Consider the following 22,300-nt stretch of genomic DNA (forward strand, 5'->3'; position numbering starts at 1 on the left):
AACGTACTTTCCTTCGATTCGACGACGGTACGTAATAGCTTTTGTTATCGGGCCGCGCGAAGGATTTCGACCTTCGCGTGGCCGGACCCCCACACATCTGTTTGCGCGTTCATCCTCGCGGTTCATCCCCGTAACGGCCGACGAACACCGTCCCGTGCATTGCCCGAAAGTATCACGATGCCGTCGACGAACGCCCAGATCCAGATTCCGATGGCGAACGGAATCCCGATCAGGAACGCCGACATGAACAGCGCGAAGAACATGCCGAGCAGTTGGCACAATCCGATGCCGACACTTCCGATGTAGAGGCGCCCGACTCCACAGATTCCGAAGAAGCCCAGCAAGATCTGCAACAGTCCAGCGGTGGCCTTCGACTTGTCGGAATACGGTTCCCCGGTTACCGGGTGCCGACCGTACGGGGCATAGGGATCACCGAACCCGTACATCGACGCAGCAGGTAGAGGCTGCTGATAGCCGTACGGATTGGGCGCGCCGTAGACCGGTCCCTGATCGTCGGGGAATCCCCCTTGCGAATAGGGACCTGTCACGGCTTGTCTTTCTTCGACAGCTTCACCGCGTCCGACGACTCGTCCGACGCTGCCGTGGAGTCGCTTGCCTCACTGGCATCGGATTCAGTGACATCGGATCCAGCGGCATCGGATCCAGCGGCCTTCGCTTCGGATGCTTTTGCGTCGGTGACTTTCGCGTCGGCCTTCGCCGAATCCGTGTCGGTGCCTGGCGCTGCGACTCCTGCTTCACCGGCAGCTACCGCAGCGACGTAGTTCTTCGACTTCAAATCAGCCGGATCCTCACGGCCCTTCTTCGCCAGGAAAAAGTAGGCCAGTGCGGCGAAGAACACGATCCCCGAGGTGAATGTGTTGACTCGAATGCCGGCGATCTCGTAGGCGAAATCGTCACGCATCAGTTCGACGACGAACCGGCCCAGGCAATAGCCCGCGACGTACAGAGCAAACAGGCGTCCGTGGCCGATCTTGAATCGGCGGTCGACGAGGACCAGCAGGATCACGATCAAGACGTTCCACACAGCTTCGTAGAGGAACGTCGGGTGAACGACCCGAATGACTTCTCCGTTGGAGACACCAGCCAGTTGATCGAGTTGGCCGGAAGAGTTCACCCGTTCGAAGATCTCGAGGCCCCATGGGACGGTGGTCTCGCGACCGTACAACTCCTGGTTGAAGTAGTTGCCGATACGACCGATGGCCTGTGCGAGCAAGATTCCGGGCGCAATCGCGTCACCTAGCGCGGACACCGGAATGCCGCGTCGACGGCAGCCGATCCACGCACCGATGCCGCCGAGGAACACTGCTCCCCAGATTCCGAGGCCTCCCTGCCACACCTTGAGTGCGTCGAGAGGCTGCCCGTTCTCGCCGAAATAGGCGGGCCAGTCGGTCAATACGTGGTAGAGCCTGCCACCGATCAGACCGAAGGGAACAGCCCAGATCGCGATGTCGAGAACAGTCCCCTTCTCACCGCCGCGGGCCACCCAACGACGATCTCCCCACACGATCGCGACGATGATGCCGAGGATGATGAAGAGCGCGTAGGCGCGCAGCGCTACCGGTCCGACGTACCAGACGCCTTGGGGCGGGCTGGGGATATAGGCCAGCAGGTCCACAGTTGAGGTCACGACGCCACGGTAGCCGAGCGGACGCCCTCGGCGAGTTCTTCGGTGAGCGAGCGAACCGCTCCCAAGCCGTTCTCGACCGCGGAGACCAGAGCCGAGCCGACGATGACGGCATCGGCGTATGCCGCGATTTCGGCAGCCTGTGCGCCGGACCGAACACCCAATCCGACGCCGACGGGAATGTCGGAATGCGCGCGGATTCGTGCGGTCAGTTCCGGAGCCATCGAGGACACGGCGTCGCGAGCGCCGGTGACGCCCATCGTCGAGGCCGCGTAGATGAATCCACTACTCGCGTCGAGCGTCATCGCGAGTCGTTCTTCCGTCGAGGACGGCGCGACAAGGAAGATCCGGTCGAGGTGGTGCTCCTCGGATGCTTCCATCCAGGCGCCTGCTTCTTCCGGAATGAGGTTGGGGGTGATGAGTCCGAGCCCACCGGCAGAGGCGAGGTCTCGTGCAAACTTGTCGACGCCGTACTGCAGTACCGGGTTCCAGTAGGTCATCACGACGGCCTTGCCGCCGACCGAACTGATCTGCTCGATCACGGTGAAGATGTCGCGCAGTCGAACGCCGTTGGTGAGTGCGGTTTCGGCTGCACGCTGGATTGTCGGACCGTCCATGACGGGATCGGAATACGCGACACCGACCTCGATGATGTCGCAGCCACCGTCGACCATCGCCTTGAACACGTCGATCGATTCGGGAACGGTCGGATAACCGGCCGGCAGGTAACCGACGAGGGCGGCACGCTTGTCAGCCTTGCACGCTGCAAAGGTGGGTGCGAGGCGTGATGGTCGTTCGCTCACTTGTCCGAGCCTTCCGTGTTGTCGTTCTGGTCTGCTGCGTCATCCGGAACGGTTGCCTGACCCGAGGCGCCGTCGAAGAGACCGAACCAGCTTGCGGCGGTGTCCATGTCCTTGTCACCGCGACCGGAGAGATTGACGACGATGATCGCGCCCTCTCCGAGTTCCTTGCCCAGTCGGAGTGCGCCGGCGACGGCGTGGGCGGATTCGATGGCCGGGATGATGCCTTCGCGGCGCGAGAGCAGCAGAAGCGCATCCATCGCTTCGCTGTCGGTGACGGGCTCGTAGGTGGCGCGCCCGATGTCGCTCAGGTAAGCGTGCTCGGGCCCGACGCCCGGGTAGTCCAGACCGGCAGAGATCGAATGCGATTCGATGGTCTGACCGTCTTCGTCCTGGAGCAGGTAGGAGTAGGCACCTTGGAATGCGCCTGGGGTACCGCCGGCGAACGTTGCTGCATGCCTTCCGGTTTCGACGCCGTCGCCGGCTGCTTCGTAGCCGACCAGACGGACCGACAGATCGTCGATGAACGGGTGGAAGATTCCGATCGCATTGGAGCCGCCACCGACGCACGCTGTGACTGCATCGGGCAGTCGGCCGGTCAACGCCTGAATCTGCGCGCGAGTTTCGAGGCCGACCACGCGCTGGAAATCGCGCACGATCGTCGGGAAGGGGTGCGGGCCTGCCGCGGTACCGAAGCAGTAATAGGTGTTGTCCGCGTGGGAAACCCAGTCGCGCAAGGCTTCGTTGATCGCGTCCTTGAGCGTGCGCGAACCTGTTTCGACGGAGACCACCTCCGCGCCGAGAAGGCGCATGCGGGCGACGTTCAGTGCTTGACGTTCGGTGTCGACAGCACCCATGTAGATGACGCACTCGAGACCGAGCAGTGCACAGGCGGTGGCCGATGCCACACCGTGCTGGCCCGCTCCGGTCTCGGCGATGATGCGGGTCTTGCCCATCCGCTTTGCCAGCAGAACCTGACCGAGAACGTTGTTGATCTTGTGAGAACCGGTGTGGTTCAGATCTTCGCGCTTGAGGATGATGCGCGCGCCGCCGGCGAACTCGCTCATTCGCGTTGCCTCGAAAATCGGCGACGGACGCCCGGTGTAATCGCGCTGCAAGCGATCGAGTTCGTTCAAGAACGAGTCGTCCGCGCGAGCCTTTTCGTACTCCGCAGTGACTTCCTCGATAACCGCCATGAGTGCTTCCGGCACATGCCGTCCGCCATAGACGCCGAAATGGCCTCCGGCGTCGGGATCGTGAGAGCGCTCGGTGAGTCCCGCGCTGGCCGGCGGCAGATTGCCGCCCTTGAATAGTGCACCGGAGCCTGGTTCCTGAGTACGTGAAGTCACCCCACCAGTCTGCCCCAAGGGTGTCGCTGGTCACCGCCCGGGTGCATCAAAGCACGCCGGGCGGGTGAAGCGATTTATCGCGACGGTTTGGGGCAGGACGGGTGTGCGCCTGCATTGACCAGATCTGCGACGGCCTTGCGAGGGTCGCCGCTGGTCACGAGGCCTTCACCGACGAGCACTGCGTCGGCGCCCGCCCCGGCGTACGCCAACAGATCGGCGGTTCCGCGAACACCGGACTCGGCGATCTTGATCGTCTCGGTCGGCAAACCGGGAGCGATGCGACCGAAGGTGTTCTTGTCCACCTCGAGAGTCTTGAGATTGCGGGCGTTCACACCGATAACCTTGGCGCCGGCTTCAAGCGCGCGGTTGGCTTCTTCTTCCGTGTGCACCTCGACGAGGGCAGTCATTCCCAGAGATTCGGTGCGATCGATGAGCGAGGCGAGGGCCTGCTGTTCGAGTGCGGCAACGATCAGCAAGATGACGTCGGCGCCGTGAGCGCGAGCCTCGTGAATCTGGTACGGCCCCACGATGAAGTCCTTGCGCAGCACCGGAATGGTGACCGCTTTACGGACTGCGTCGAGGTCGGCCAACGAGCCGTGAAAACGGCGCTCTTCGGTGAGGACACTGATGATGCGTGCGCCACCGGCTTGGTACGCCGCGGCAAGCTCTGCGGGATCGGCAATGTCGGCCAGCGCACCCTTTGACGGGCTCGCTCGCTTGACCTCGGCGATGACGCCGATGCTCGATTCCAGAAGTGCTGCTGCAGCATCGAGTGCAGGCGGTGCAGCGGCCGCAGCAGCCTTGACTGCAGCGAAGTCGAGTACGGCTTCGCGGGCGGCGACATCAGCGCGCACCCCGTCGAGAATCGAGTCGAGTACGGTCATCGTGGCCCGAATCCTTTCTGGGCAAGAGCCCGATGTGAGATACGTCATCAGGGTGGTCTCAGCCTAGTGGGACGAAATTTTGCTACTCCGTCGGGGTACCCACGCAGGTGAGGGTTCAGTCTTACTCAGTGGGACGACCCCGGTTTCGCACCGTCGCCTCCCCCAACTCCGTCGTCTCCGTCGGCCACTGTCGGGTCCTCTCCGGCGTCGAGCGCATCCCACAACATCCGTTGTGTCACAGGCTCGTCCGACGCGGGTTTGTCTCCCTGACCGAGCTTGGCTGCGGCTTCGCGGCGCGCGGCAGGGTTGTCGTACTTCGACGACAACCCGCCTCGCACTGGAGGTTTGCGCATCAGAAGTACTGCTGCGCCGAGCGCCGCCACCGCTCCGACCAACGCGAGCAAGGCAGGCAGCACCGAAAAAGTCGTCGAGAGATCTTCCGGGTGACCGGACAACTCGGCCAACTCCACCGCTCGGTCCGCAGAGGCTCCGGACACCAACAACTGCACCGCCGGAACCGCTACCGCGATGGCGACGAGTGCAACCAACAGTCCGACTACCCGAAGTGCCCAACCTCGCACCGCAAACGACGCCGCGATCGCCGCGAGAAGCGCGAGCGCGAGCGGAGTCATCGCCGCCGCCCAGGTGCTGCCGTCGAGATCCGTCGTCCGCTCCAGCGTCTTGCCGTCGCTCGAGGTCAGATGAACCCACGTCATTCGTGAGCTGCCCCACAACGCTGCTGCCGACAACGCAAGCAAAAGCGTTCTCGGCACGGCGGTGCCACGAGAAGCGCTTGTAGGCTGCTCCGCTGCAATCGACTCGTTCTCACTCACAGATCGTCACCTCCGATGGTGCGCAGGGTGTGCGCCGACGCGATGGCGCTCAGTACTGCCATCGCCTTGTTGCGGGCCTCGGTGTCCTCGTAGACCGGGTCCGAGTCGGCGACGACGCCGGCGCCCGCTTGGACATATCCGATCCCGTCCTTGATCAATGCTGTTCGGATCGCGATCGCGGTGTCGGCGTCGCCGGCGAAGTCGAGGTAGCCGACGATGCCGCCGTAGATACCTCGCCTGGTGGGCTCGAGTTCTTCGATCAACTGCATCGCACGCACCTTGGGTGCCCCTGACAGGGTTCCGGCGGGGAAGCACGCCGTGACCGCGTCGAGAGCGTGCTTTCCCTCGGCCAGATGACCGGTGACGGTCGATACGAGATGCATCACGTGGCTGTACCGCTCGATGTGCCGGTAGTCGTGCACCTTCACCGTGCCCGGGCGACAGACGCGCCCCAGATCGTTTCGCCCCAGATCGACGAGCATGAGGTGCTCGGAGTTTTCCTTCTCGTCGGCGAGGAGATCCTTTTCGAGCAGGATGTCGTCCTCCTCCGTGGCACCGCGCCATCTGGTTCCCGCGATCGGGTGTGTTGTCGCTACGCCCTCGGCGACGGTGACCAGTGCCTCAGGGCTCGATCCGACGATCGAAAACGCGGTCTCGCCATCACCGTTCGGCACGTTGAGCAGGTACATGTACGGGCTGGGGTTCGACGCGCGGAGCATCCGGTACACGTCGATCGGCGCTGCAGTGCAATCGATCTCGAATCTCTGCGAGAGGACTACCTGGAATGCCTCGCCCGCTTCGATGTCGCCGATCAACTTTTCGACGTCGACACCGAAGCTCTCGGTGGTGCGCTGACGGCGGTAGTTCGGAGTCGCTTTCGAGAATGTCGACACCGTCGATTTCGCGGGCGCCGCAAGAGCGCGAGTCATCGCGTCCAACCTGGCGACTGCGTCGTCGTACGCCGTGTCGACACGCTCGTCGGTGCCGTCCCAGTTGACCGCGTTGGCGATGAGGGTGATCGCCCCTTCGTGGTGATCTACTGCGGCGATGTCGGCAGCAAGCAGCATGACCATCTCGGGTATCTGCAGGTCGTCGACCGCCGAATCACCCAATCGCTCGAGGCGTCGCACCGCGTCGTAGCCGAGGAATCCGACCATCCCGCCCGTCAACGGGGGTAGGTCGGGCAGCCGCTCCGAACGAAGTAGCTCCAGGGTGGCACCGAGCGCGTCGATCGGATCGCCGCCGGCCGGAGCACCGGCCGGAACGTTGCCGTACCAAGCTGCCTCTCCGTCCACGACGGTCAGTGCAGCCGGACTCCCGACGCCGATGAACGACCACCGCGACCACGAACGACCGTTCTCGGCCGACTCGAGCAAGAAGGTGCCGGGACGATTGCCGGCCAACTTCTCGTACGCCGAGAGCGGAGTTTCGGAGTCCGCCAACACTTTCCGAGTGACGGGAACGACCCGGTGCTCGGCCGCGAGAGCTCGGAACTGCTCCCGAGTGGTGGTGGAATCGGACGCGTCACCGACGATCGCGGTGTCGGACGACCGTGCGGACATGGAGGTGGGCTCGCCGTGCATGACTCCATCATCCCAGGCTCCCCCACGCGGTCGTCGTGCGCGGGTAACCTCGGCCGAATGAAACCAGGCCAACTCGCTCCCGATTTCTCGCTGCCCGACCAGGACGGGACTCCGCGCTCGCTGACGAGCCTGCTCGCGAACGGACCCTTGGTCCTCTTCTTCTACCCGGCAGCCTCGACGCCGGTGTGCACCGCCGAGGCGTGCCACTTCCGTGATCTGGGCAGCGAATTCGCCGCGGTGGGCGCTTCGCGGGCGGGTATCAGCACCGATACGGTCGAAGCTCAGTCCACCTTTGCCACCGCACAATCCTTCGACTACCCCCTACTCGCAGACACCGACGGCAAGGTAGCCGAACAGTTCGGCGTCAAGCGCGGACTCCTGGGCAAGTTGGCTCCGGTCAAACGCTCGACCTTCGTGATCGACACCGACCGCACCGTTCTCAAAGTCATCTCGAGTGAGCTACGCGCCAACACCCACGGCGACCAGGCACTCGAGTTCCTTCGCAATCGAAGCTGACTTTCCTGGGGACCTGATTCCCTAGGCGACCTGAATCGAGCGCTTCGCAAGCCCCATCCAGAATCCGTCGATCACCTGGGTGGGCACCTGTTCCGGATCGGACGACGCACCGAGCGTGACGAACAACGGGGCGAAGTGTTCGATGGTCGGATGCGCGTACGGCATCCCGGGAGCTTGGGCGCGGAAGTCGATCAACGAATCGACGTCACCGGCAGCGAACCTCTCCCCTGCCCACGCGTCGAATTCCGCCGACCACCCCGGGGCCTGCGCCTCCGGCGACGGATCGCGCAGGAACGGTAACCCGTGCGTGGTGAATCCGGATCCCACGATCAATACGCCTTGCTCACGGAGTGGCCGTAGGCGCTCTCCGAGATGGAGCAAACGCTCGGGATCGAGAGTGGGCAGCGAAATTTGCAGTACCGGGATGTCTGCGTCCGGGTACATCACCGTGAGCGGCACGTAGGCACCGTGATCCAGGCCTCGATTCGGCTGCTGAACCACTCGCTCGTTGTCCGGCATCAACGCGGCAACCTGGGCGGCGAGTTCCGGAGCGCCGGGAGAGTTGTACTTCGCGCGGTAGAACCTCTCGGGAAAACCACCGAAGTCGTAGATGAGCGGGGTGCCCGTGGTCGTCGAACCGATCGTCAGCGGCGCCGATTCCCAGTGCGCCGAGACGACGAGGATTGCCGTCGGACGCGGAAGATCGCCGGCCCACGCCCCCAACTGGTCGACCCACAACGCGCTGTCCACCAGCGGCGGAGCACCGTGGCTGAGATACAGCGCAGGCATGGTTGTGGTGGACATACGGACTCCTCGGGATAGACATTCGTCATTAAGTTGAAGGTTCAACCTAATATAGAACTCAACACTTGCGTCCCGCAACTATTCCCCGCAATATTCTTCTGGACATGCGTCTGAGACGCTGTACACCAGCACGCTCCGCGCACGAAGAATGCTCGACCCGAAGGAGAAGTCACCGATGAGTGAACCGACCGCGCAGCCCGACGCGCAGTCTCAGACAAAGTGGCTCACAGCCGAGCAGCAGGAAGCCTGGCTGACACTGATCGCTCTCGTGACTCGATTGCCTGCCGCCCTCGACACTCAACTGCAACGCGATTCGGCACTCACCCACTTCGAGTACTTCGTGCTAGCCGCACTCTCGGACGCCCCAGACCACAAGCTCCAGTTGTCGGTACTTGCCCAGCGCGCGAACGCGTCCCTGTCCCGCCTGTCGCACGTCATCACGAAGATGGAGAAAGCCGGCTGGGTGAAACGGGAAGTCATTCGCGGCAGCCGCGGCTCCAACGCAGTGCTCACCGACGAAGGAATGGCAAAGGTCGTCGCGGCCGCACCGCCGCACGTCGCCTCGGTTCAAGGTCTCCTCTTCGAGGGCCTCGACGATCGACAGGTCGCCCAGCTTTCGTCGTTGGGTACGGCAATGCTCACCCAACTGGACAAGGGAATCGCCGCCGGACTCGGCAAGGCCTGACGCTTCCCGACACGAGCGGGCTGACTTACGACAGCGACTTCGTGAGGTGGAGTGCAGCCAAGTGGCTGAACAACATGCTCGCTCCGATCGGATTTCCACCGCCGGGGTACGTTGCCCCGCTGGCCGCTGCCATCGTGTTCCCCGCAGCGTACAACCCGGCAATCGCCGTACCGTCGGCTTTGAGTACCCTCGCGGTCGCGTCGGTGCGTAGACCACCTTTGGTCCCGAGGTCGGAGATTCCGAAAGCAGCAGCGTGAAACGGACCTTGGTCGATCGGTACGAGCGGCGAAGCCCCCTCCGAGAAGGCGCGGTCGTATGCAGTGTCTCCTCGGCCGAAGTCGTCGTCGACGCCGGTCGCCGCAGACGCGTTGAATCGCTTCACGGTCTCCACCAGTTCCGCTGCGGGGACATCGATCTGGGCGGCGAGGTCTTCGAGCGTCTGCGCACTCTTCCACAATCCCGCATCCACGTATTGCTTCGTTTGCGCCATAGGCACATTGGGTGCCTTCACCGGTGGCACTGCGCCTTCTCTGTTGTCGTAGATCATCCAGTACGGCGTGGTTACTTTCCCTGCCCGCATGTGTTCGATGACGGAGCGACCCAAGCGGTCGTACGGCGCAGACTCGTTGACGAACCGGCGACCCTTGTCGTCCACGAAGATTCCGCCGGTGAACCACAGCGCAAACGCAGAGCGGCCATCTGGATGGGTCAGCCCGGGCGACCACCAGGCCTCCCCCATGAGGTCGGTGTCGGCGCCCACGGCGATGGCCGCCTGGTGAGCCTTACCGAGGTTGCCGGGGCAGCCCATCGTGTCGAGAGCAGAACCAGGGACACCGAATTCGGCCCGCAGGGTCTCGTTCTGTTCGAATCCGCCGGCGGCCAGGATCACTCCTCTGTGGGCTCGGATCCTTCGACGCCGACCACCTTGCTCGACGACAGCGCCGACGACCCGTCCGTCCTCGACAACCAATTCTTCGAGTGCGGTGTTCAGGTGCATGGCGGCATTCGGGTATGTCGAAAGTGCCAGCATGAATCGGCCGATCAACGACTGCCCACCGACGAGGTACGCCGGCAACTCTTCTCCCAACCGCTCCGTCGCGAGCGGCGATCGAAGTGAATCACGAAGCACACCAACCCTCGTCGCGTTCATCGGTTTGGGAACGATGTGTCGACCGCTCGCGCGAGCCTTGGGTTTTTCCCCGAAGTAGTCGGGCCATGGCAGTATCTGGAACTCGAAATTCGAGTCCTCTTCGAGATAGTCGATCAACCCGGCGCCGCCCCGAACGTATGCCTCCTGAACGTCGGCGGGCGTCCGATCACCCACCACCGAACGGTAGTACTCCAGCGCATCGTCGATGGTGTCGTCGTCCCCGGAACGGCGAAGAACGGCGTTGCACGGGAACCACATTCCGCCGCCGCCCGAGTACGCCGTTGTTCCGCCGTACTTGTCGGTCGCTTCGATCACAATGACGTCGAGACCTTCGCGGGCCGCCGTGTACGCGCCGGCGAGTCCGCCGCCCGAGCCCACAGCGAGTACGTCGCATGTCTCGTCCCACTTCGCCATAATCAGCCTCTCCGATCCTGGGCACATTTTCCGAACGTGTTCTAGAAATCGTTCTAACACATGGACTTAGCGATCGCGGGGGATCGAAATTCTGTCCCACCGAGCGGGAGCGAGACATGACACCGAGCGGGAGCGAGACATGACACCAAGCGGGAGCGAGACATGACACCGAGCGGAAGCGACATTGAGAATGTGATAGCGCATACTTTGCTCGCTCGGGTCCGATCCCGTAGTGTCTGGACACATGTCTGGTAAGACCAAGTTCGAGTCCACGCGTCGACGGCTCACACAGCAGCAAGCCGAAACCGTCGATCGACTGACCGCGGCAGCGATCACGGTCCTGCGCGACAAAGGGTTTGCCGATCTGACTGTGCGGATGGTGGCAGCGGAAGCGGGTGTCGCCGCGGCCACGGCATACACCTATTTTTCGTCCAAGAGTCACCTTGTGGCAGAACTGTTCTGGCGCCGACTCGACGCGGTACCTCACGAGCCCTCCCCGGAGGCGGAACGGGAAGCGCAGGTCTGCTCGGTCCTTCGTAGCGTCGCACTGCTCGTTTCCGACGAACCGGAGCTGGCGGCGGCCGTGACCACGGCGATGATGGGCAACGATCCCGACGTCGAACATCTTCGGGGACGCATCGGCAAGAACATCCGGGAGCGGCTCATCGAGGCACTGGGGCCGTCGTACGATCCCGACGTACTCGAAGCACTCGAAATCTCCTGGTCCGGGGCGCTTGTCCGAGCCGGCATGGGATACGAGTCCTATTCGCAGATCGCAGACCGGCTCGAAGTCACTGCCAGGCTGATCATGGCGGGCCGCGAGAACCTTCACTAGACGGGGATCATGGCACTCACCAGCCATGTTCCGTCGACTCGGTCGAGTGTCACCTCGACTCGGCTCGACGTCGACGCTGGTGCCGGCCGCGCGATACTCGTCGTGATCTGATCGACGAACATGAGCAATTCTGCGCGGTCTGCAGCCACGGAGCGCACGCCGACGTCGACTACCCGCGCCTTGGTGCTGTTTCCCTGCTCCTTCGATTGGGGTGCAACCGTTTTCGATCCGAATTCGGCGAAGCTGTCCTGAAACGTTCCGCTTGCGCCCTCGGCAGCACGTGCAAGGTCGTCGTCGACCGTGTCGCTGTTGTAGCTCAAGAGATTCTCGACGAGCATCGGCGCCACACCGATCACCTCTACACGTGCGGTGTCAGCGGCTGCCGAACGGTGATGACTCCAGAGCAGAGTCCCACCGACTCCCACCAAGATCAGCGCCGCACACACCAAGACCACGCGCTTCACGGGACGAACTCCACACTCGACATCAGCACCCGCCCGTCGACCTCCTCGACACCGATGCGCAGACGGTAGGTTCGCGCCGAAGATTCTCCCGCTGAATTGCCGACCTGGGCCGAGGCTGCGATCAGTACCACTCCCGAGGTACCGGATTCCGATGCCAGGGCTGCGGTGTCGACACGACCATCGGAATCGACGGCGAAATCGCGGATCGATGCGACGAACGCAGATTCACCGGACTTCAGTTCGTCTGCAAAAGTTCCCGTAGTCAGCGACTTCAGCGTCGCGAGATCCTCGTCGAGCGTGGCAGAGTGGACGTCGATCAGGGCAAGGGTTCCTGCGACCGCACCGGCGACGAACTCTTGGCGCTGGGACTCTCGGGCGCGGTCCGATCGAACTGCCAGACAGCCGAAGACGACGACGACGCTCAGAGCCGCGAGTGCAATCCAGGCCAGGGCGGTGAGAACACCGGGTTTGCCTCGTACCGGATCCAGCACCTCGCCCCTCAGCGATTCGTCGGCGTCAGCAACTGTTGCCACGGCTCGCCCTCCCCCGGACCGGAGGCGGCCGGAGCCAACTCCGTGTGTTGATAGTCGACTCCGTCAGGCCCGGTGTACAACTCGCCGGGCGCATTGGTACCCGACGGCACGTACGCCTCGGGGCTCCGGCAGATCTCCGGGCTCGGTGCTCGTTTGCCCGGTACCTCGATGCAGGGAATGTTCCGGGATCCACGAACTGCGAAGATCGAGTTCTGTGGAACTTTGCAGTACAGGTCGGCCGGGGTGTCCGGAACACTCGTCTGGGTCGGGTCTCGTCGCTGATCGGCCGGAAGGTAACCGGTCGAGCACGCTGCAGGATCTTGCGCCTGGAGGTGGAAGTTGACGTTCGCGGCACCGTCCACCTGCCCGCGTTGTACGACGGTTTCCTGTGCCGCGACCAATGGCGGCAAGATGACGAGCACCTGCTCCAAGCCGGCGTTGTACGTCAAAGCCACCTGAGCGGTGCTCGTGAAATTGGCAAGCAGCACAGGCAAAGTGGGTTGGAGGCCTTGAAACAGCAGGTCGGCTTCGGTCGCGAAGCCCGGTCCGGTTTCGAGGATATTGCGCACGGCGCCGTCGGCGATCTCCAACTGTCCACTGAGTTGAGCGACACTGGACGCCCACTGGCGAATCTGGTCGCCCGTCACCACCTGTGTCTGCAGGAGCGGATCCAACTGCTGTACGAGCGTCGTTGCCGGTGTCGTGGCAGCGGACATCTGATCGACGAACGAAGTGGTCGAATCCAGCAGACGAGCCAGGTCCTCTCCCCTGCCTCCGAACGCCGCCGCGGACTCGTCGATCACCGATCGCAACTTGTCCTGCGGTACGGATGCGAGCATCGCCTGCGCCTGATCGAGGACCGGTCCGATCTCGGTCGGGATCGTGACAGCGTCGGGGCCGATCACGTCTCCGTCGGACAGAAAGGGTCCGTCCGCGGTGCTCGGTTGCATGTCGACATATTGCTCGCCGATGGCCGACACACTTCGCACCGCTACTGTGAGCCCGCTGGAGGGAACGGGAACCGCGCTCTCCAAAGATAATTCGGCGCGTACCACTCCCGGAGACAGACGCACCGACCTGACCTGACCGATGGTGTCGCCGCGATAGGTCACGTTCGCGTTCCGATACAGGCCGCCGGCGTCGGGCAGTTCGACTGTCACCGAATAGCGCCCGATGCCGAGCATGGTCGGAACTCTCAGGTACGAGATAGCCGCTGCGCTCATGCCTATCACCGCCAGGATCGCGAAGATCGTCAATTGCCTTCGCACCAACTTCGTGAGAATCATCGTCCACCGTCCTGGTCGGTCCGCCCGGTGTCACTTGGGGCGGCCCGCCCGGTACCCAGAGGCGCGGTCAAAGGATCGACCAGTATTCCGTTCTCCACCGGAGTTTGCGGCGCCCCGAACGGAGTACCGAAGCCGAGACCTGACTGGAGGCGATTACTCGTGAGGTCGATCAGCGCCCACAAATTGGTGTAGTCACCGCGCATTCCGTCGTCGATGGTCGTCTGGGGGAAGGGGAAGGTACTCAGATTGCCCAAATTGTTGATCAGGTCCGGTCCGGTTTCGACCACCTTCTGCAGCGTCGATTCCAAGGCGCTCAAATTGGCTTTCACATCGTCGCGGGTCCGGTCGACCAGATCGGTCCCGACGTCCCCGAACCTGCCGACCGCATCGAGGGCGGTGGTCAGGTCGACGCGTTGGGCGCTCAGTTCCGCCAAGGCCGGATCAAGGGTCTCCAACGCCTCACCGAGAACGTCTCGCTGAGCCGTGATCTCGCCGGCGAACACGTCGAGATTCTCCATGGTCGTGACCATCGCCTCGCGTTGACGGTCGAGTGTCTCGGTCACGGTGTCCATCTGGCTCAGCAGGTCGCGCGCCGCATCGGTCCGTCCGCCGAGAGCAGTGTTCAGTTCCGTGGTGATGCTGTGAATCTGGGCCAGCCCACCGCCGTTGAGCACCAGGGACAGTGCCGTCAACGCTTCTTCGGTGGTGGGATAGACACTGGCCGATGCAAGGGGAATCACGGATCCCTCCGACAACCGCCCTTCCGGCGCCACCTCGGTGGGCGGCGCGAGCGCGACGTGTTTGGATCCGAGCAGACTGGTTTGGCCGATCTTGGCAGTCGCGTTGGCGGGCAGCGACACCGAGCCGTCGAGCGCAACCGTCACCCGGGCGTGCCAGTTGTCGGTCTCGATCGCACTGATACTTCCGACTGTCACGTCGTTGACCATGACCGGAGAGTTGGGACTGATCGACGTGACGTCCGGCATCTCGATCACGACCGAGAAACTTCCCTCACCGCGGCCGGCCGCGCCCGGCAGCGACACCGAATTCAGCCCGCTCCATTGACAACCCGTCAGAACGAGCACGGCGCTCGCCGCCACACACACTGTTCCCCACCGGCGGCTAGTCATCGCAATCCTGTCGACGGCATGAGCAAACCGGTCAGATCAGACGCCACCGGCACCGTCGGAAAGCTCAAGGCGCCAGTCGGTTCCAGATCAGGCTCGCTGTACACCAGTTGGTCCGGAAGAGCGCCGAGCGCCCGGGTCGGGTTGATGCTCAGGTCCGGGTAGTTCGCCTTGATCGTGTTGAGCAACGGGCCGAGGTATTCGATGCACATATCCGCGCCCTTCTTCGAGGTGTCGTTGGCCAGGCCGGCGATTCCGCCGCAGATCAAGTCGATCGGGTTGCCGACGTTCTGGAATGCGGGCACACCCACCATCGCTCCTTGGGCCGGCCGGTAGACGTTGTAGTAGTTCGACAACGCTGTCGGAGCCAGATGCAGTACCTTCTCGAGACCTGCGCGCTTGTCGACCAATACCTGGGACACATCTGCCAACTTCGCGATCTGCTCCGTCAAGCCGGTTCGGTTCTGTTCGACAAACCGCTGTACGTCGACGACGGCGGCGTCCAGATCGGCGAGGGCCGGGGCCAATTGCGTTCGGCTCTCGGCGAGCACACTCGAGACATGTGCCAGTCGTCCTTGGAACTGAACGATCTGTTCGTCGCTTGCCGCGAGCGCGGTCGTGAAGGTCTGCAGGCCGCGGATGGTGCCGAACAGATCGGCTCCGCCTTCGTCGAGTGTGCTCATAGCCTCCGAGAGTTCGGTCACCGAGCGCCCCAACGCTTCCCCGTTGCCCGCCAGTGCGGATCCGGCACCGTCGAGGAAGTTGGCGGCGGGACCGCGATCGTCCCCGTCGGGACCCAAAGCATCGGCGGCCCGGCCCAGCTGTTCCTTGATCTGGTCCCACTCGACCGGGACAGCTGTTCGGTCGAGTCCGATCTCCGCACCGTCATTCAGTGCGTCGGCGCCGTCCGTCACCGCCGGTGTCAACTGCACGAAGCGGGCCGAGACCAGCGACTGGGCAACGATCACCGCTTTCGCGTCCTCGGCGACGGGAACCTCGCGGGCCAATTTCAGTTCGACGCGCATTCGATCCCCCTGTGGGGCGATCTCGGTGACGCGGCCGACGTCGACTCCCACGACACGAACGTCGTCACCGACATACAGACCAGTCGTCGAGGTGAAGTAGGCGGTCACGTTGTAGTAGCGCAGATGTTGCACCGCAAGGTATCCCGACGCGACGACGATCGCCGCGCCGACGACGCTTCCACCGACCACGCCGATTCGACGCCAGTTCACCGGTTTGCGAACTCGTAAGGCACCCATCATCGAACCTCCGGAATCGGTAGCGGCGCAGGTGGTAGCCCGAACATCGCGTTGATCAACGGTTGGGTGTATTGCGCCGGTACCAGGTTCTGGACGTAGGCGTAATAGAAGGGACCGCTGGCCACGGTGTCGCCGAGCGTGCCCACGTACGTACCGAGACCGTCGATTCCCTGAGAAAGGTTGTCCTTGTTGTTCTGCAGAATGCCGACAACCGTGTCGAGTTTGCCGAGGACCGGTTGCAATTGCGCCTCGTTGTCGTGGACGAGTCCACTCAGCTGGGTCGACAATGCCGAAATGTTCGTGATCACTTCCCCAAGCGCCGCCTGTCGCCGATCCAGTTCTCCCAACAACGCGTTGCCGTCGACGAGTAGCGCGTTGACCTGTGGTCCACGCTCGGCCAACGTCCCGGCGACGTCGTTTGCATCGGACAGCAAGGTGCGCAACATGTCGTCCCGCCGATTGACGCTGTCGGAGATCCGTGCGACGCCGTCCAGTGCCGGCCTCAGGCTCGGCGCACTGCCGGACATCACCTGTCCCACTGCGTCGAGCGATTCGGAGAGCTGGTCGAGATCGATGTCCTCGACCGTCGTGGTGAGGTCACCGAGAACGTCGGGGAGCGAGTAGGCCGATCTTGTTCGCTCGACCGGGATCTCGCTGCCGACCGCGATCCTTCCCGGACCGTCGAGATCGAGTGAAACAGCTCGCTTGCCGAGCAACGACATCGTGGTGACCGCGGCCGACGTGCTTTCTCCCAAACCGATCGAGCCTTCCAGTGTGAAGTCCACGCGCGCGAGTCCGTGCTCGACCTCGATCCGGTCCACCGTTCCGATCTTCACTCCGGCGGCATTGACTTCGTCTCCCGGCGCGAGACCGCTGGCGTCGGCGAACACCGCGCTGTACCCGACACCCGATTTCAGGAACTGCAGATTCTGATACTGGAGCGATGCCAATACGACGGCGGCCGTGACGACCAATCCCACGACCCCCACGCGTACGGCCTGGCTCTGTGCCATCTCTCTCATCGTGGTGCGCACCTTCCGGTCGTCTGATCCACCAGGTCGACAGTGAGCGGCGTACCGTCGGCACCGTCGACCTTCAGGGCGATTCCGCACAGATAGAAGTTGAAGAACGACCCGTACGAGCCGACTCGGATCAGCTGCTTGTAGTTCGAGGGCATGGACGCGAGAATCCGATCGAGCTCACTCTGTTGCTCGATCAGCGGATTCAGACTTGCGTCCAGCTTCGACAGGTTTCCCGCGACGTCCGGGCGAACTCCGGCGAGGAGGTCGGCGAAGGTGCCTGACGCGGTGTTCACACTCTCGACGGCACTCCCGATCATCTCCCGATCCGCCGCAAGCCCGCTGACCAGCTGTTGTAGGTGATCGAGAGTGTCACTGAACTGTCCACCGCGGCTGCGCAATTCACTGAGCACACCGTCGAGGTTGCCGATCACTCGACCGATCAGTTGGTCGCGGTCTGCGAGAGTGTTCGTGATCGATCCGGTGTGCGCCAGCACCGATGCCACTGTTCCGGACTGGCCTTGAAACACCTCGAGCAAGGACATCGACAACGCGTTGACCTGCTCCGGGTCCAGGGCTTGAAACAGCGGCTTGAAACCACCGAGTAGCGCATCGAGGTCGAGTGCCGGCGCGGTGCGATCGACGGGAATGCTCTCGCCCTGTGGCTGCGGTTCCGCGATCCCCGGATCGTCGAGCAGTTCGAGGTATCGATTACCCACCAGATCCTGATATCGAACAGCGGCTCTGGTCGATACAGTCACGGTGTCACCCGTATCCACACTGAAACTCACGTGGGCACGGTGATTCCCACCGAATTCGACGGAGCCGACAGAACCGACCGGCACACCCGCGATGCGCACCTTGTCGCCCGCTCTGAGCCCGGAGGCGTTGACGAACTCCGCCGAGTACGACCTCGCGTCGCCACCTCGCATCTGGCCGAACACGAGGATCAGCCCGGCGTTGACGAGGATCATCACCAGAACAAAAATTCCGAACTTGACGGTGTACCCACGAACTTTCATCGGATCTCCGTCCCGAACAGGTAGCTCATCAGATCCGGGACCGTGTTCATCGGTTGCCCACCATTCGGCTGACGCTCGGGCGCAAACGGATTCACCCCGGTGTCGGTCACCAGGTACGGAGCATTGACGTTCGGGTCGCGCAGTGGAAGACCCATACACTGCGGGCCACCTGTTGCCGCGACCTTCGGAAGGTCGTCGGGATATCGGTACGGTTCGGTTCCGGCGATCAGACCGATCGACATCTTGATTCCTGGTTGTCCGTTGTAGGCGCCGTCGCCGATCTTCTTGCTCTCCTGCAGTCCGTGGAACATGCAGGGAATCACCGGGGAGTATTCCTCGAGCAGTGCGGTGGTCGGCCGCAGTAACGACAGAACGGTGTCGATACCGTCGGCGTTGGCTCCCAGTACATCTTCTCCGGTGCGGGCGACCCCGATCACGTTGAGCAAGAGGAGATCAAGATTCTGCTGCTCGTCGAGAACAGTGGTTCCCGTCGTCGTGAGCGAGTCGAGGGTGCCGAGCAAGTCGAGAACAGCGTCGCGGTAGGTCTGCGTGACGGCTGGCAAATCAGTCAACACATGATCGAGAGCCTCACGTGCAGTGTTGAATTCGAGCAAGGAGGAATCTGCTTGTTCGAGTGCGACCCCGAGCCGTTCGCCGCGTCCTTGCAGCGCAGTCGAGAGGGCACCCAATGTCGAATCGAGCTTGCCCGGGTCCACGGTCCGGAGCACGGTGGTGAGTTTCTCGAACACCGTGTTCAGCTCGACAGTCACCCGGGATACGTCGATCGTCGCCCCGGCGGCAAGTCGCGCGCTGCTCGGTTGCTCCGGCGAGGACAAGCTGACGAATTTCGCGCCGAAAGCCGTGTTCGACGTGATCGCCACATCCACGTTGGACGGAATCGACTCGAGCGCTTCGGGATCGATCGACAACGACAGTTGCGCGGTGGCGTCGTCAGTCGGCGTGATGGACTCCACCGAGCCCACGGTCACACCGGCCATCTTCACCCGCGCACCCGGATCCATCACGAGCCCAGCGCGCTCCGCGATCACCGTGATCGGGACGCGAGCGACAAACACCTGGTTGAAAGACGCGACCGACAAAGCGATGACCCCGATGATCGCCGCAGCCAAGCCGAGCGCCGCCAACTTGTAACCGTATCTGTGCACGAAGCCCCCTAACCGGACAGATTGAAGTTGCCGGAACCGCCGTAGAGCGCGAGTGAGACGAGCAGGGTCACCGCCACGACGCAGATCAGCGAGAGCCGAACTCCGCGGCCCACTGCAGTTCCCACGCCCGACGGTCCCCCGGACGCTTTGTATCCGTAGTACGTGTGGATCAGCATCACCAGTAGTGCCATCACGAGCACTTGAACGAAGGACCACGCGACGTCGACCGGATCGAGGAACGTCGTGAAGTAGTGGTCGTAAAGACCGGAGGACTGACCGAACAGCACGACCGTGGTGAATCGTCCGGCCAGAAATGATCCGACTAGTGCCAGTGAGTACAGCGGCAAGATCGCGAGCATCCCTGCGGTGACGCGGGTGCTGACGACGTACGGGACCGAACTGATCGCCATCGATTCGAGGGCGTCGATTTCCTCACTGATGCGCATGGCACCGATCTGCGCGGTCGAACCTGCTCCGATCGTGGCCGACAGACCGATTCCTGCGATCACCGGCGCAGCGATACGCACGTTGATGAAGGCGGAGAAGAATCCGGTGAGCGCTTCGACTCCGATATTTCCCAGTGAGCTGAAACCTTGGATCGCAATGGTGCCGCCCGAGGCGAGAGTCAGAAATCCTACGACCGCAACCGTGCCGCCGATCACTGCCAAAGCTCCGGTGCCCATGCTGATCTCGGCTACCAGCCTCAACACTTCTTTCGGGTGTTTGCGAATTGCCCACGGGATGTGAGCGATGGCGCGCGCGAAGAAGACAGCTTGTCGCCCGACGTCGTCGATCGAGCGTGACGTTCGAGCCACCCGCACCCGCGTGCGTCCGAACTTGCCGATTTGTGCCAGCGAATCCGACAGCGTCACCTCGATCACCCCGCCGTCAATCGGATGCCGACCGCGGTGACGATGGTGTTGACGACGAACAACGCCATGAATGCGTACACCACCGTTTCGTTGACGGCCTCCCCCACGCCTTTCGGCCCACCCCGTACCGACAGTCCGCGATAGCAGGCCACCAATCCCGCCAGCATCCCGAACAGTGCAGCTTTGACCATCGACAACGCCACCTCGGGCAGGCCGGTCAGCAACGTGATTCCCTCGACGAAGGCGCCAGGGTTCACGCCCTGGAGAAACACCGAGAAGGCGTAACCGCCGGCGATGCCGATGACGCAGACGAGTCCGTTGAGCAGCAAAGCCACCACGGTCGACGCGACCACACGCGGAATCACCAACCGATTGATCGGATCGATCCCGAGCACCTCCATGGCGTCGATCTCTTCACGGATCGTCCTCGATCCCAGATCTGCGGCGATGGCAGTCGCGCCTGCACCTGCCACGATCAGCACAGTCACCACCGGACCGACCTGAGTCACGGCACCGAGCGCGGCCCCGGCGCCGCTGAGGTCGGCGGCACCGATCTCGCGGAGAAGGATGTTGAGGGTGAAACTCACCAGGACCGTGAACGGCACGGCTACCAACACGGTCGGCACGATCGACACCCGGGCGATCATCCAACTCTGCTCGAGAAACTCCTGCACCTGAAAGCGGGTGCGGAACAAGCCCACTGCGACATCGGCGCCCATCCGGTAGAACTGGCCGAGTTCGCGCATCGGGCCCCCAAGTGCAACTCTTCCGCTGTACACGTCAATGCCCCGAAGGACAAGACGTGGAGTTGCCGTAGTCGACCTTGAATTCCTTGATCCCGTTGAGCCAACCGGACGAGAGCCTGCTCGGATCGCCGAGCTTACTGATGTCGGGCATGTGATCGGCGATCTTGCCGAAGATCAGATCGACCTCCATTCTGGCCAGGTTGGCGCCGACGCAGTAGTGCGGTCCGGTTCCTCCGAACGCGAGGTGCGGGTTCGGGTCTCGGGTGATGTCGAAGACGTCGGGGTTCTCGAAGACGGTTTCGTCGAAGTTCGCCGAGCCGTAGAGCAGTACGACACGCTGCCCCTTCGCAATCGCCGTGCCGGCAATCTGTGTGTCCACCAATGCTGTTCGTTGCATCGACGTCAGTGGAGAAGCCCAGCGGATGATCTCGTCCGCGGCGGTGCGCGGACGCTCACGCTTGTACAGTTCCCACTGATCCGGATGCTCGAGAAATGCCATCATGCCGAGTGTCGTGGCGTTGCGTGTCGTTTCGTTGCCCGCGACAGCCAACATGATGACGAAGAAACCGAACTGTTCCGGGGTGAGTTTCTGTCCGTCGATGTCGGCATGCACCAAGCGCGAGATGATGTCGTCGAGCGGTTCCTCCCGTCTCGCCTCGGCCAGTTGATAGGCGTAGCCCAGGATCTGCGCCGACGCCATCCGAGACTCGCCGGCGAGCGACTCGTCGTCGTATCCCGTCATCTGGTTCGACCAGTCGTACAGCTGACGGCGCCCGTCCTGCGGCACACCGATCAGCTCCGAAATCGCCTGCATGGGTAACTCGCTGGCGACCTGGCTGACAAAATCACCGCTACCTTCCGCCACGGCGGCCGACGTGATGGCCTCCGCGCGCGCTTCGAGGCCGGCTCGCATCGCTTCCACCGACCGCGGAGTGAACAAGCGCGCCACCAACTTGCGCAGCTGTGTGTGCTCGGGGGCGTCCTTGTTGATCAGGACATGTTTAGTTGCCTCCAACTCCTCAGCGGAGATGTTGTCTTCATGCCGAGGAATGCAGCCGTTGACGTTGCTCGAGAACTCCTCGCTGCGCAACGAGACGTCGCGGACGTCTGCGTGGCGGGAGATCACCCAACAACCACCGTCGTGAAATCCACCGGTGCCCGGTTCCTGGGCGTTCCACCAGACCGGAGCGCATCGTCGTAGTTCGGCGAACTCGGCAAGCGGGACGCGCTGGCCGTACAGATGCGGGTCGGTCACGTCGAACCCGTCGGGAAGGTCGATCTCAGGCATTGCAGATGCTCCTTTAC

At 63.0% G+C, this 22,300-nt stretch carries 23 protein-coding genes; 3 read left to right on the forward strand and 20 right to left on the reverse strand.

From position 1 onward, the window contains the following. Positions 1-122: 122 nt before the first annotated feature. From I7X09_RS28425 to I7X09_RS28455, 7 genes are all read right to left on the reverse strand, one after another. Positions 123-548 (reverse strand): TM2 domain-containing protein, encoded by a 426-nt coding sequence (locus I7X09_RS28425; RefSeq protein ID WP_124569821.1) that lies wholly within the window; start codon positions 546-548, stop codon positions 123-125. Then, positions 545-1,648, reverse strand: a complete 1,104-nt coding sequence (gene lgt / locus I7X09_RS28430) for a prolipoprotein diacylglyceryl transferase (RefSeq protein WP_185564982.1) — start codon at positions 1,646-1,648, stop codon at positions 545-547. Before lgt ends, I7X09_RS28425 begins: the two co-directional genes overlap by 4 nt. After that, positions 1,645-2,448, reverse strand: coding sequence for a tryptophan synthase subunit alpha (gene trpA, locus I7X09_RS28435; protein ID WP_003944010.1), 804 nt, complete (start codon positions 2,446-2,448; stop codon positions 1,645-1,647). The genes lgt and trpA overlap by 4 nt, the downstream gene beginning before the upstream one ends. After that, positions 2,445-3,794, reverse strand: a complete 1,350-nt coding sequence (gene trpB / locus I7X09_RS28440; protein WP_124569822.1) for a tryptophan synthase subunit beta — start codon at positions 3,792-3,794, stop codon at positions 2,445-2,447. Before trpB ends, trpA begins: the two co-directional genes overlap by 4 nt. A gap of 74 nt (positions 3,795-3,868) precedes the next feature. Next, on the reverse strand, positions 3,869-4,678 hold the full coding sequence (gene trpC, locus I7X09_RS28445; RefSeq protein WP_003944016.1) for an indole-3-glycerol phosphate synthase TrpC: 810 nt from the start codon (positions 4,676-4,678) through the stop codon (positions 3,869-3,871). Between the two features lie 125 nt (positions 4,679-4,803). Next, positions 4,804-5,511 (reverse strand): TIGR02234 family membrane protein, encoded by a 708-nt coding sequence (locus tag I7X09_RS28450; RefSeq protein ID WP_200314812.1) that lies wholly within the window; start codon positions 5,509-5,511, stop codon positions 4,804-4,806. Continuing rightward, positions 5,508-7,094 carry an anthranilate synthase component I gene (locus tag I7X09_RS28455; protein ID WP_095973277.1) on the reverse strand — a complete coding sequence of 529 codons (1,587 nt, stop codon included), beginning with the start codon at positions 7,092-7,094 and terminating at the stop codon, positions 5,508-5,510. Before I7X09_RS28455 ends, I7X09_RS28450 begins: the two co-directional genes overlap by 4 nt. Before the next feature lie 57 nt (positions 7,095-7,151). On the opposite strand from I7X09_RS28455, the gene I7X09_RS28460 reads away from it, so the two are divergent. Beyond that, positions 7,152-7,610: a peroxiredoxin gene (locus I7X09_RS28460; protein WP_020907928.1), complete on the forward strand. Its 459-nt coding sequence runs from the start codon at positions 7,152-7,154 to the stop codon at positions 7,608-7,610. Between the two features lie 21 nt (positions 7,611-7,631). Here I7X09_RS28460 and I7X09_RS28465 read toward each other — a convergent pair whose 3' ends face one another. After that, a complete protein-coding gene (locus I7X09_RS28465) occupies positions 7,632-8,414 on the reverse strand; it encodes a dioxygenase family protein (RefSeq protein ID WP_019748662.1) in 783 nt (260 codons plus the stop codon). 175 nt (positions 8,415-8,589) lie between these two features. Here I7X09_RS28465 and I7X09_RS28470 point away from each other — a divergent pair, with 175 nt between their 5' ends. After that, positions 8,590-9,099, forward strand: coding sequence for a MarR family winged helix-turn-helix transcriptional regulator (locus I7X09_RS28470; RefSeq protein WP_030536759.1), 510 nt, complete (start codon positions 8,590-8,592; stop codon positions 9,097-9,099). Positions 9,100-9,124: 25 nt separating this feature from the next. Here I7X09_RS28470 and I7X09_RS28475 read toward each other — a convergent pair whose 3' ends face one another. Next, positions 9,125-10,663 (reverse strand): FAD-binding protein, encoded by a 1,539-nt coding sequence (locus tag I7X09_RS28475; RefSeq protein WP_200314814.1) that lies wholly within the window; start codon positions 10,661-10,663, stop codon positions 9,125-9,127. Positions 10,664-10,907: 244 nt separating this feature from the next. On the opposite strand from I7X09_RS28475, the gene I7X09_RS28480 reads away from it, so the two are divergent. Further along, positions 10,908-11,498 (forward strand): TetR/AcrR family transcriptional regulator, encoded by a 591-nt coding sequence (locus I7X09_RS28480; RefSeq protein ID WP_095973280.1) that lies wholly within the window; start codon positions 10,908-10,910, stop codon positions 11,496-11,498. On the opposite strand, the gene I7X09_RS28485 is transcribed toward I7X09_RS28480, so the two are convergent. From I7X09_RS28485 to I7X09_RS28535, 11 genes are read right to left on the reverse strand one after another with little or no spacing between them, the layout of a single operon-like run. Then, the gene (locus I7X09_RS28485; protein WP_200314816.1) at positions 11,495-11,962 is read right to left on the reverse strand and encodes a hypothetical protein; all 468 of its coding nucleotides are present in this window, start codon (positions 11,960-11,962) and stop codon (positions 11,495-11,497) included. The two genes, I7X09_RS28480 and I7X09_RS28485, sit on opposite strands and share 4 nt — an antisense overlap. Continuing rightward, entirely contained in the window at positions 11,959-12,495 is a 537-nt protein-coding gene (locus I7X09_RS28490; protein WP_234036745.1) for a hypothetical protein, read from the reverse strand. Before I7X09_RS28490 ends, I7X09_RS28485 begins: the two co-directional genes overlap by 4 nt. Further along, positions 12,462-13,781, reverse strand: coding sequence for an MCE family protein (locus I7X09_RS28495; protein WP_200314818.1), 1,320 nt, complete (start codon positions 13,779-13,781; stop codon positions 12,462-12,464). The genes I7X09_RS28490 and I7X09_RS28495 overlap by 34 nt, the downstream gene beginning before the upstream one ends. Beyond that, positions 13,778-14,911: an MCE family protein gene (locus I7X09_RS28500; protein ID WP_200314820.1), complete on the reverse strand. Its 1,134-nt coding sequence runs from the start codon at positions 14,909-14,911 to the stop codon at positions 13,778-13,780. Before I7X09_RS28500 ends, I7X09_RS28495 begins: the two co-directional genes overlap by 4 nt. After that, positions 14,908-16,170, reverse strand: a complete 1,263-nt coding sequence (locus I7X09_RS28505) for an MCE family protein (RefSeq protein WP_200318132.1) — start codon at positions 16,168-16,170, stop codon at positions 14,908-14,910. Before I7X09_RS28505 ends, I7X09_RS28500 begins: the two co-directional genes overlap by 4 nt. Further along, positions 16,170-17,192 carry an MCE family protein gene (locus I7X09_RS28510; RefSeq protein ID WP_234036747.1) on the reverse strand — a complete coding sequence of 341 codons (1,023 nt, stop codon included), beginning with the start codon at positions 17,190-17,192 and terminating at the stop codon, positions 16,170-16,172. Before I7X09_RS28510 ends, I7X09_RS28505 begins: the two co-directional genes overlap by 1 nt. Next, a complete protein-coding gene (locus tag I7X09_RS28515) occupies positions 17,189-18,211 on the reverse strand; it encodes an MCE family protein (protein ID WP_200314822.1) in 1,023 nt (340 codons plus the stop codon). The genes I7X09_RS28510 and I7X09_RS28515 overlap by 4 nt, the downstream gene beginning before the upstream one ends. Then, positions 18,208-19,377 (reverse strand): MCE family protein, encoded by a 1,170-nt coding sequence (locus I7X09_RS28520; RefSeq protein WP_200314824.1) that lies wholly within the window; start codon positions 19,375-19,377, stop codon positions 18,208-18,210. Before I7X09_RS28520 ends, I7X09_RS28515 begins: the two co-directional genes overlap by 4 nt. 8 nt (positions 19,378-19,385) lie before the next feature. Continuing rightward, positions 19,386-20,258, reverse strand: a complete 873-nt coding sequence (locus tag I7X09_RS28525; protein ID WP_200314826.1) for an MlaE family ABC transporter permease — start codon at positions 20,256-20,258, stop codon at positions 19,386-19,388. Next, complete coding sequence (locus tag I7X09_RS28530) at positions 20,255-20,995, reverse strand: MlaE family ABC transporter permease (RefSeq protein ID WP_021344419.1); 741 nt, start codon at positions 20,993-20,995, stop codon at positions 20,255-20,257. The genes I7X09_RS28525 and I7X09_RS28530 overlap by 4 nt, the downstream gene beginning before the upstream one ends. Before the next feature lie 34 nt (positions 20,996-21,029). Beyond that, positions 21,030-22,283 (reverse strand): cytochrome P450, encoded by a 1,254-nt coding sequence (locus tag I7X09_RS28535; RefSeq protein ID WP_200314830.1) that lies wholly within the window; start codon positions 22,281-22,283, stop codon positions 21,030-21,032. Positions 22,284-22,300: the final 17 nt, after the last annotated feature.

This window comes from Rhodococcus sp. P-2, assembly GCF_016598535.1.
Lineage (GTDB): Bacteria > Actinomycetota > Actinomycetes > Mycobacteriales > Mycobacteriaceae > Rhodococcus_F > Rhodococcus_F baikonurensis.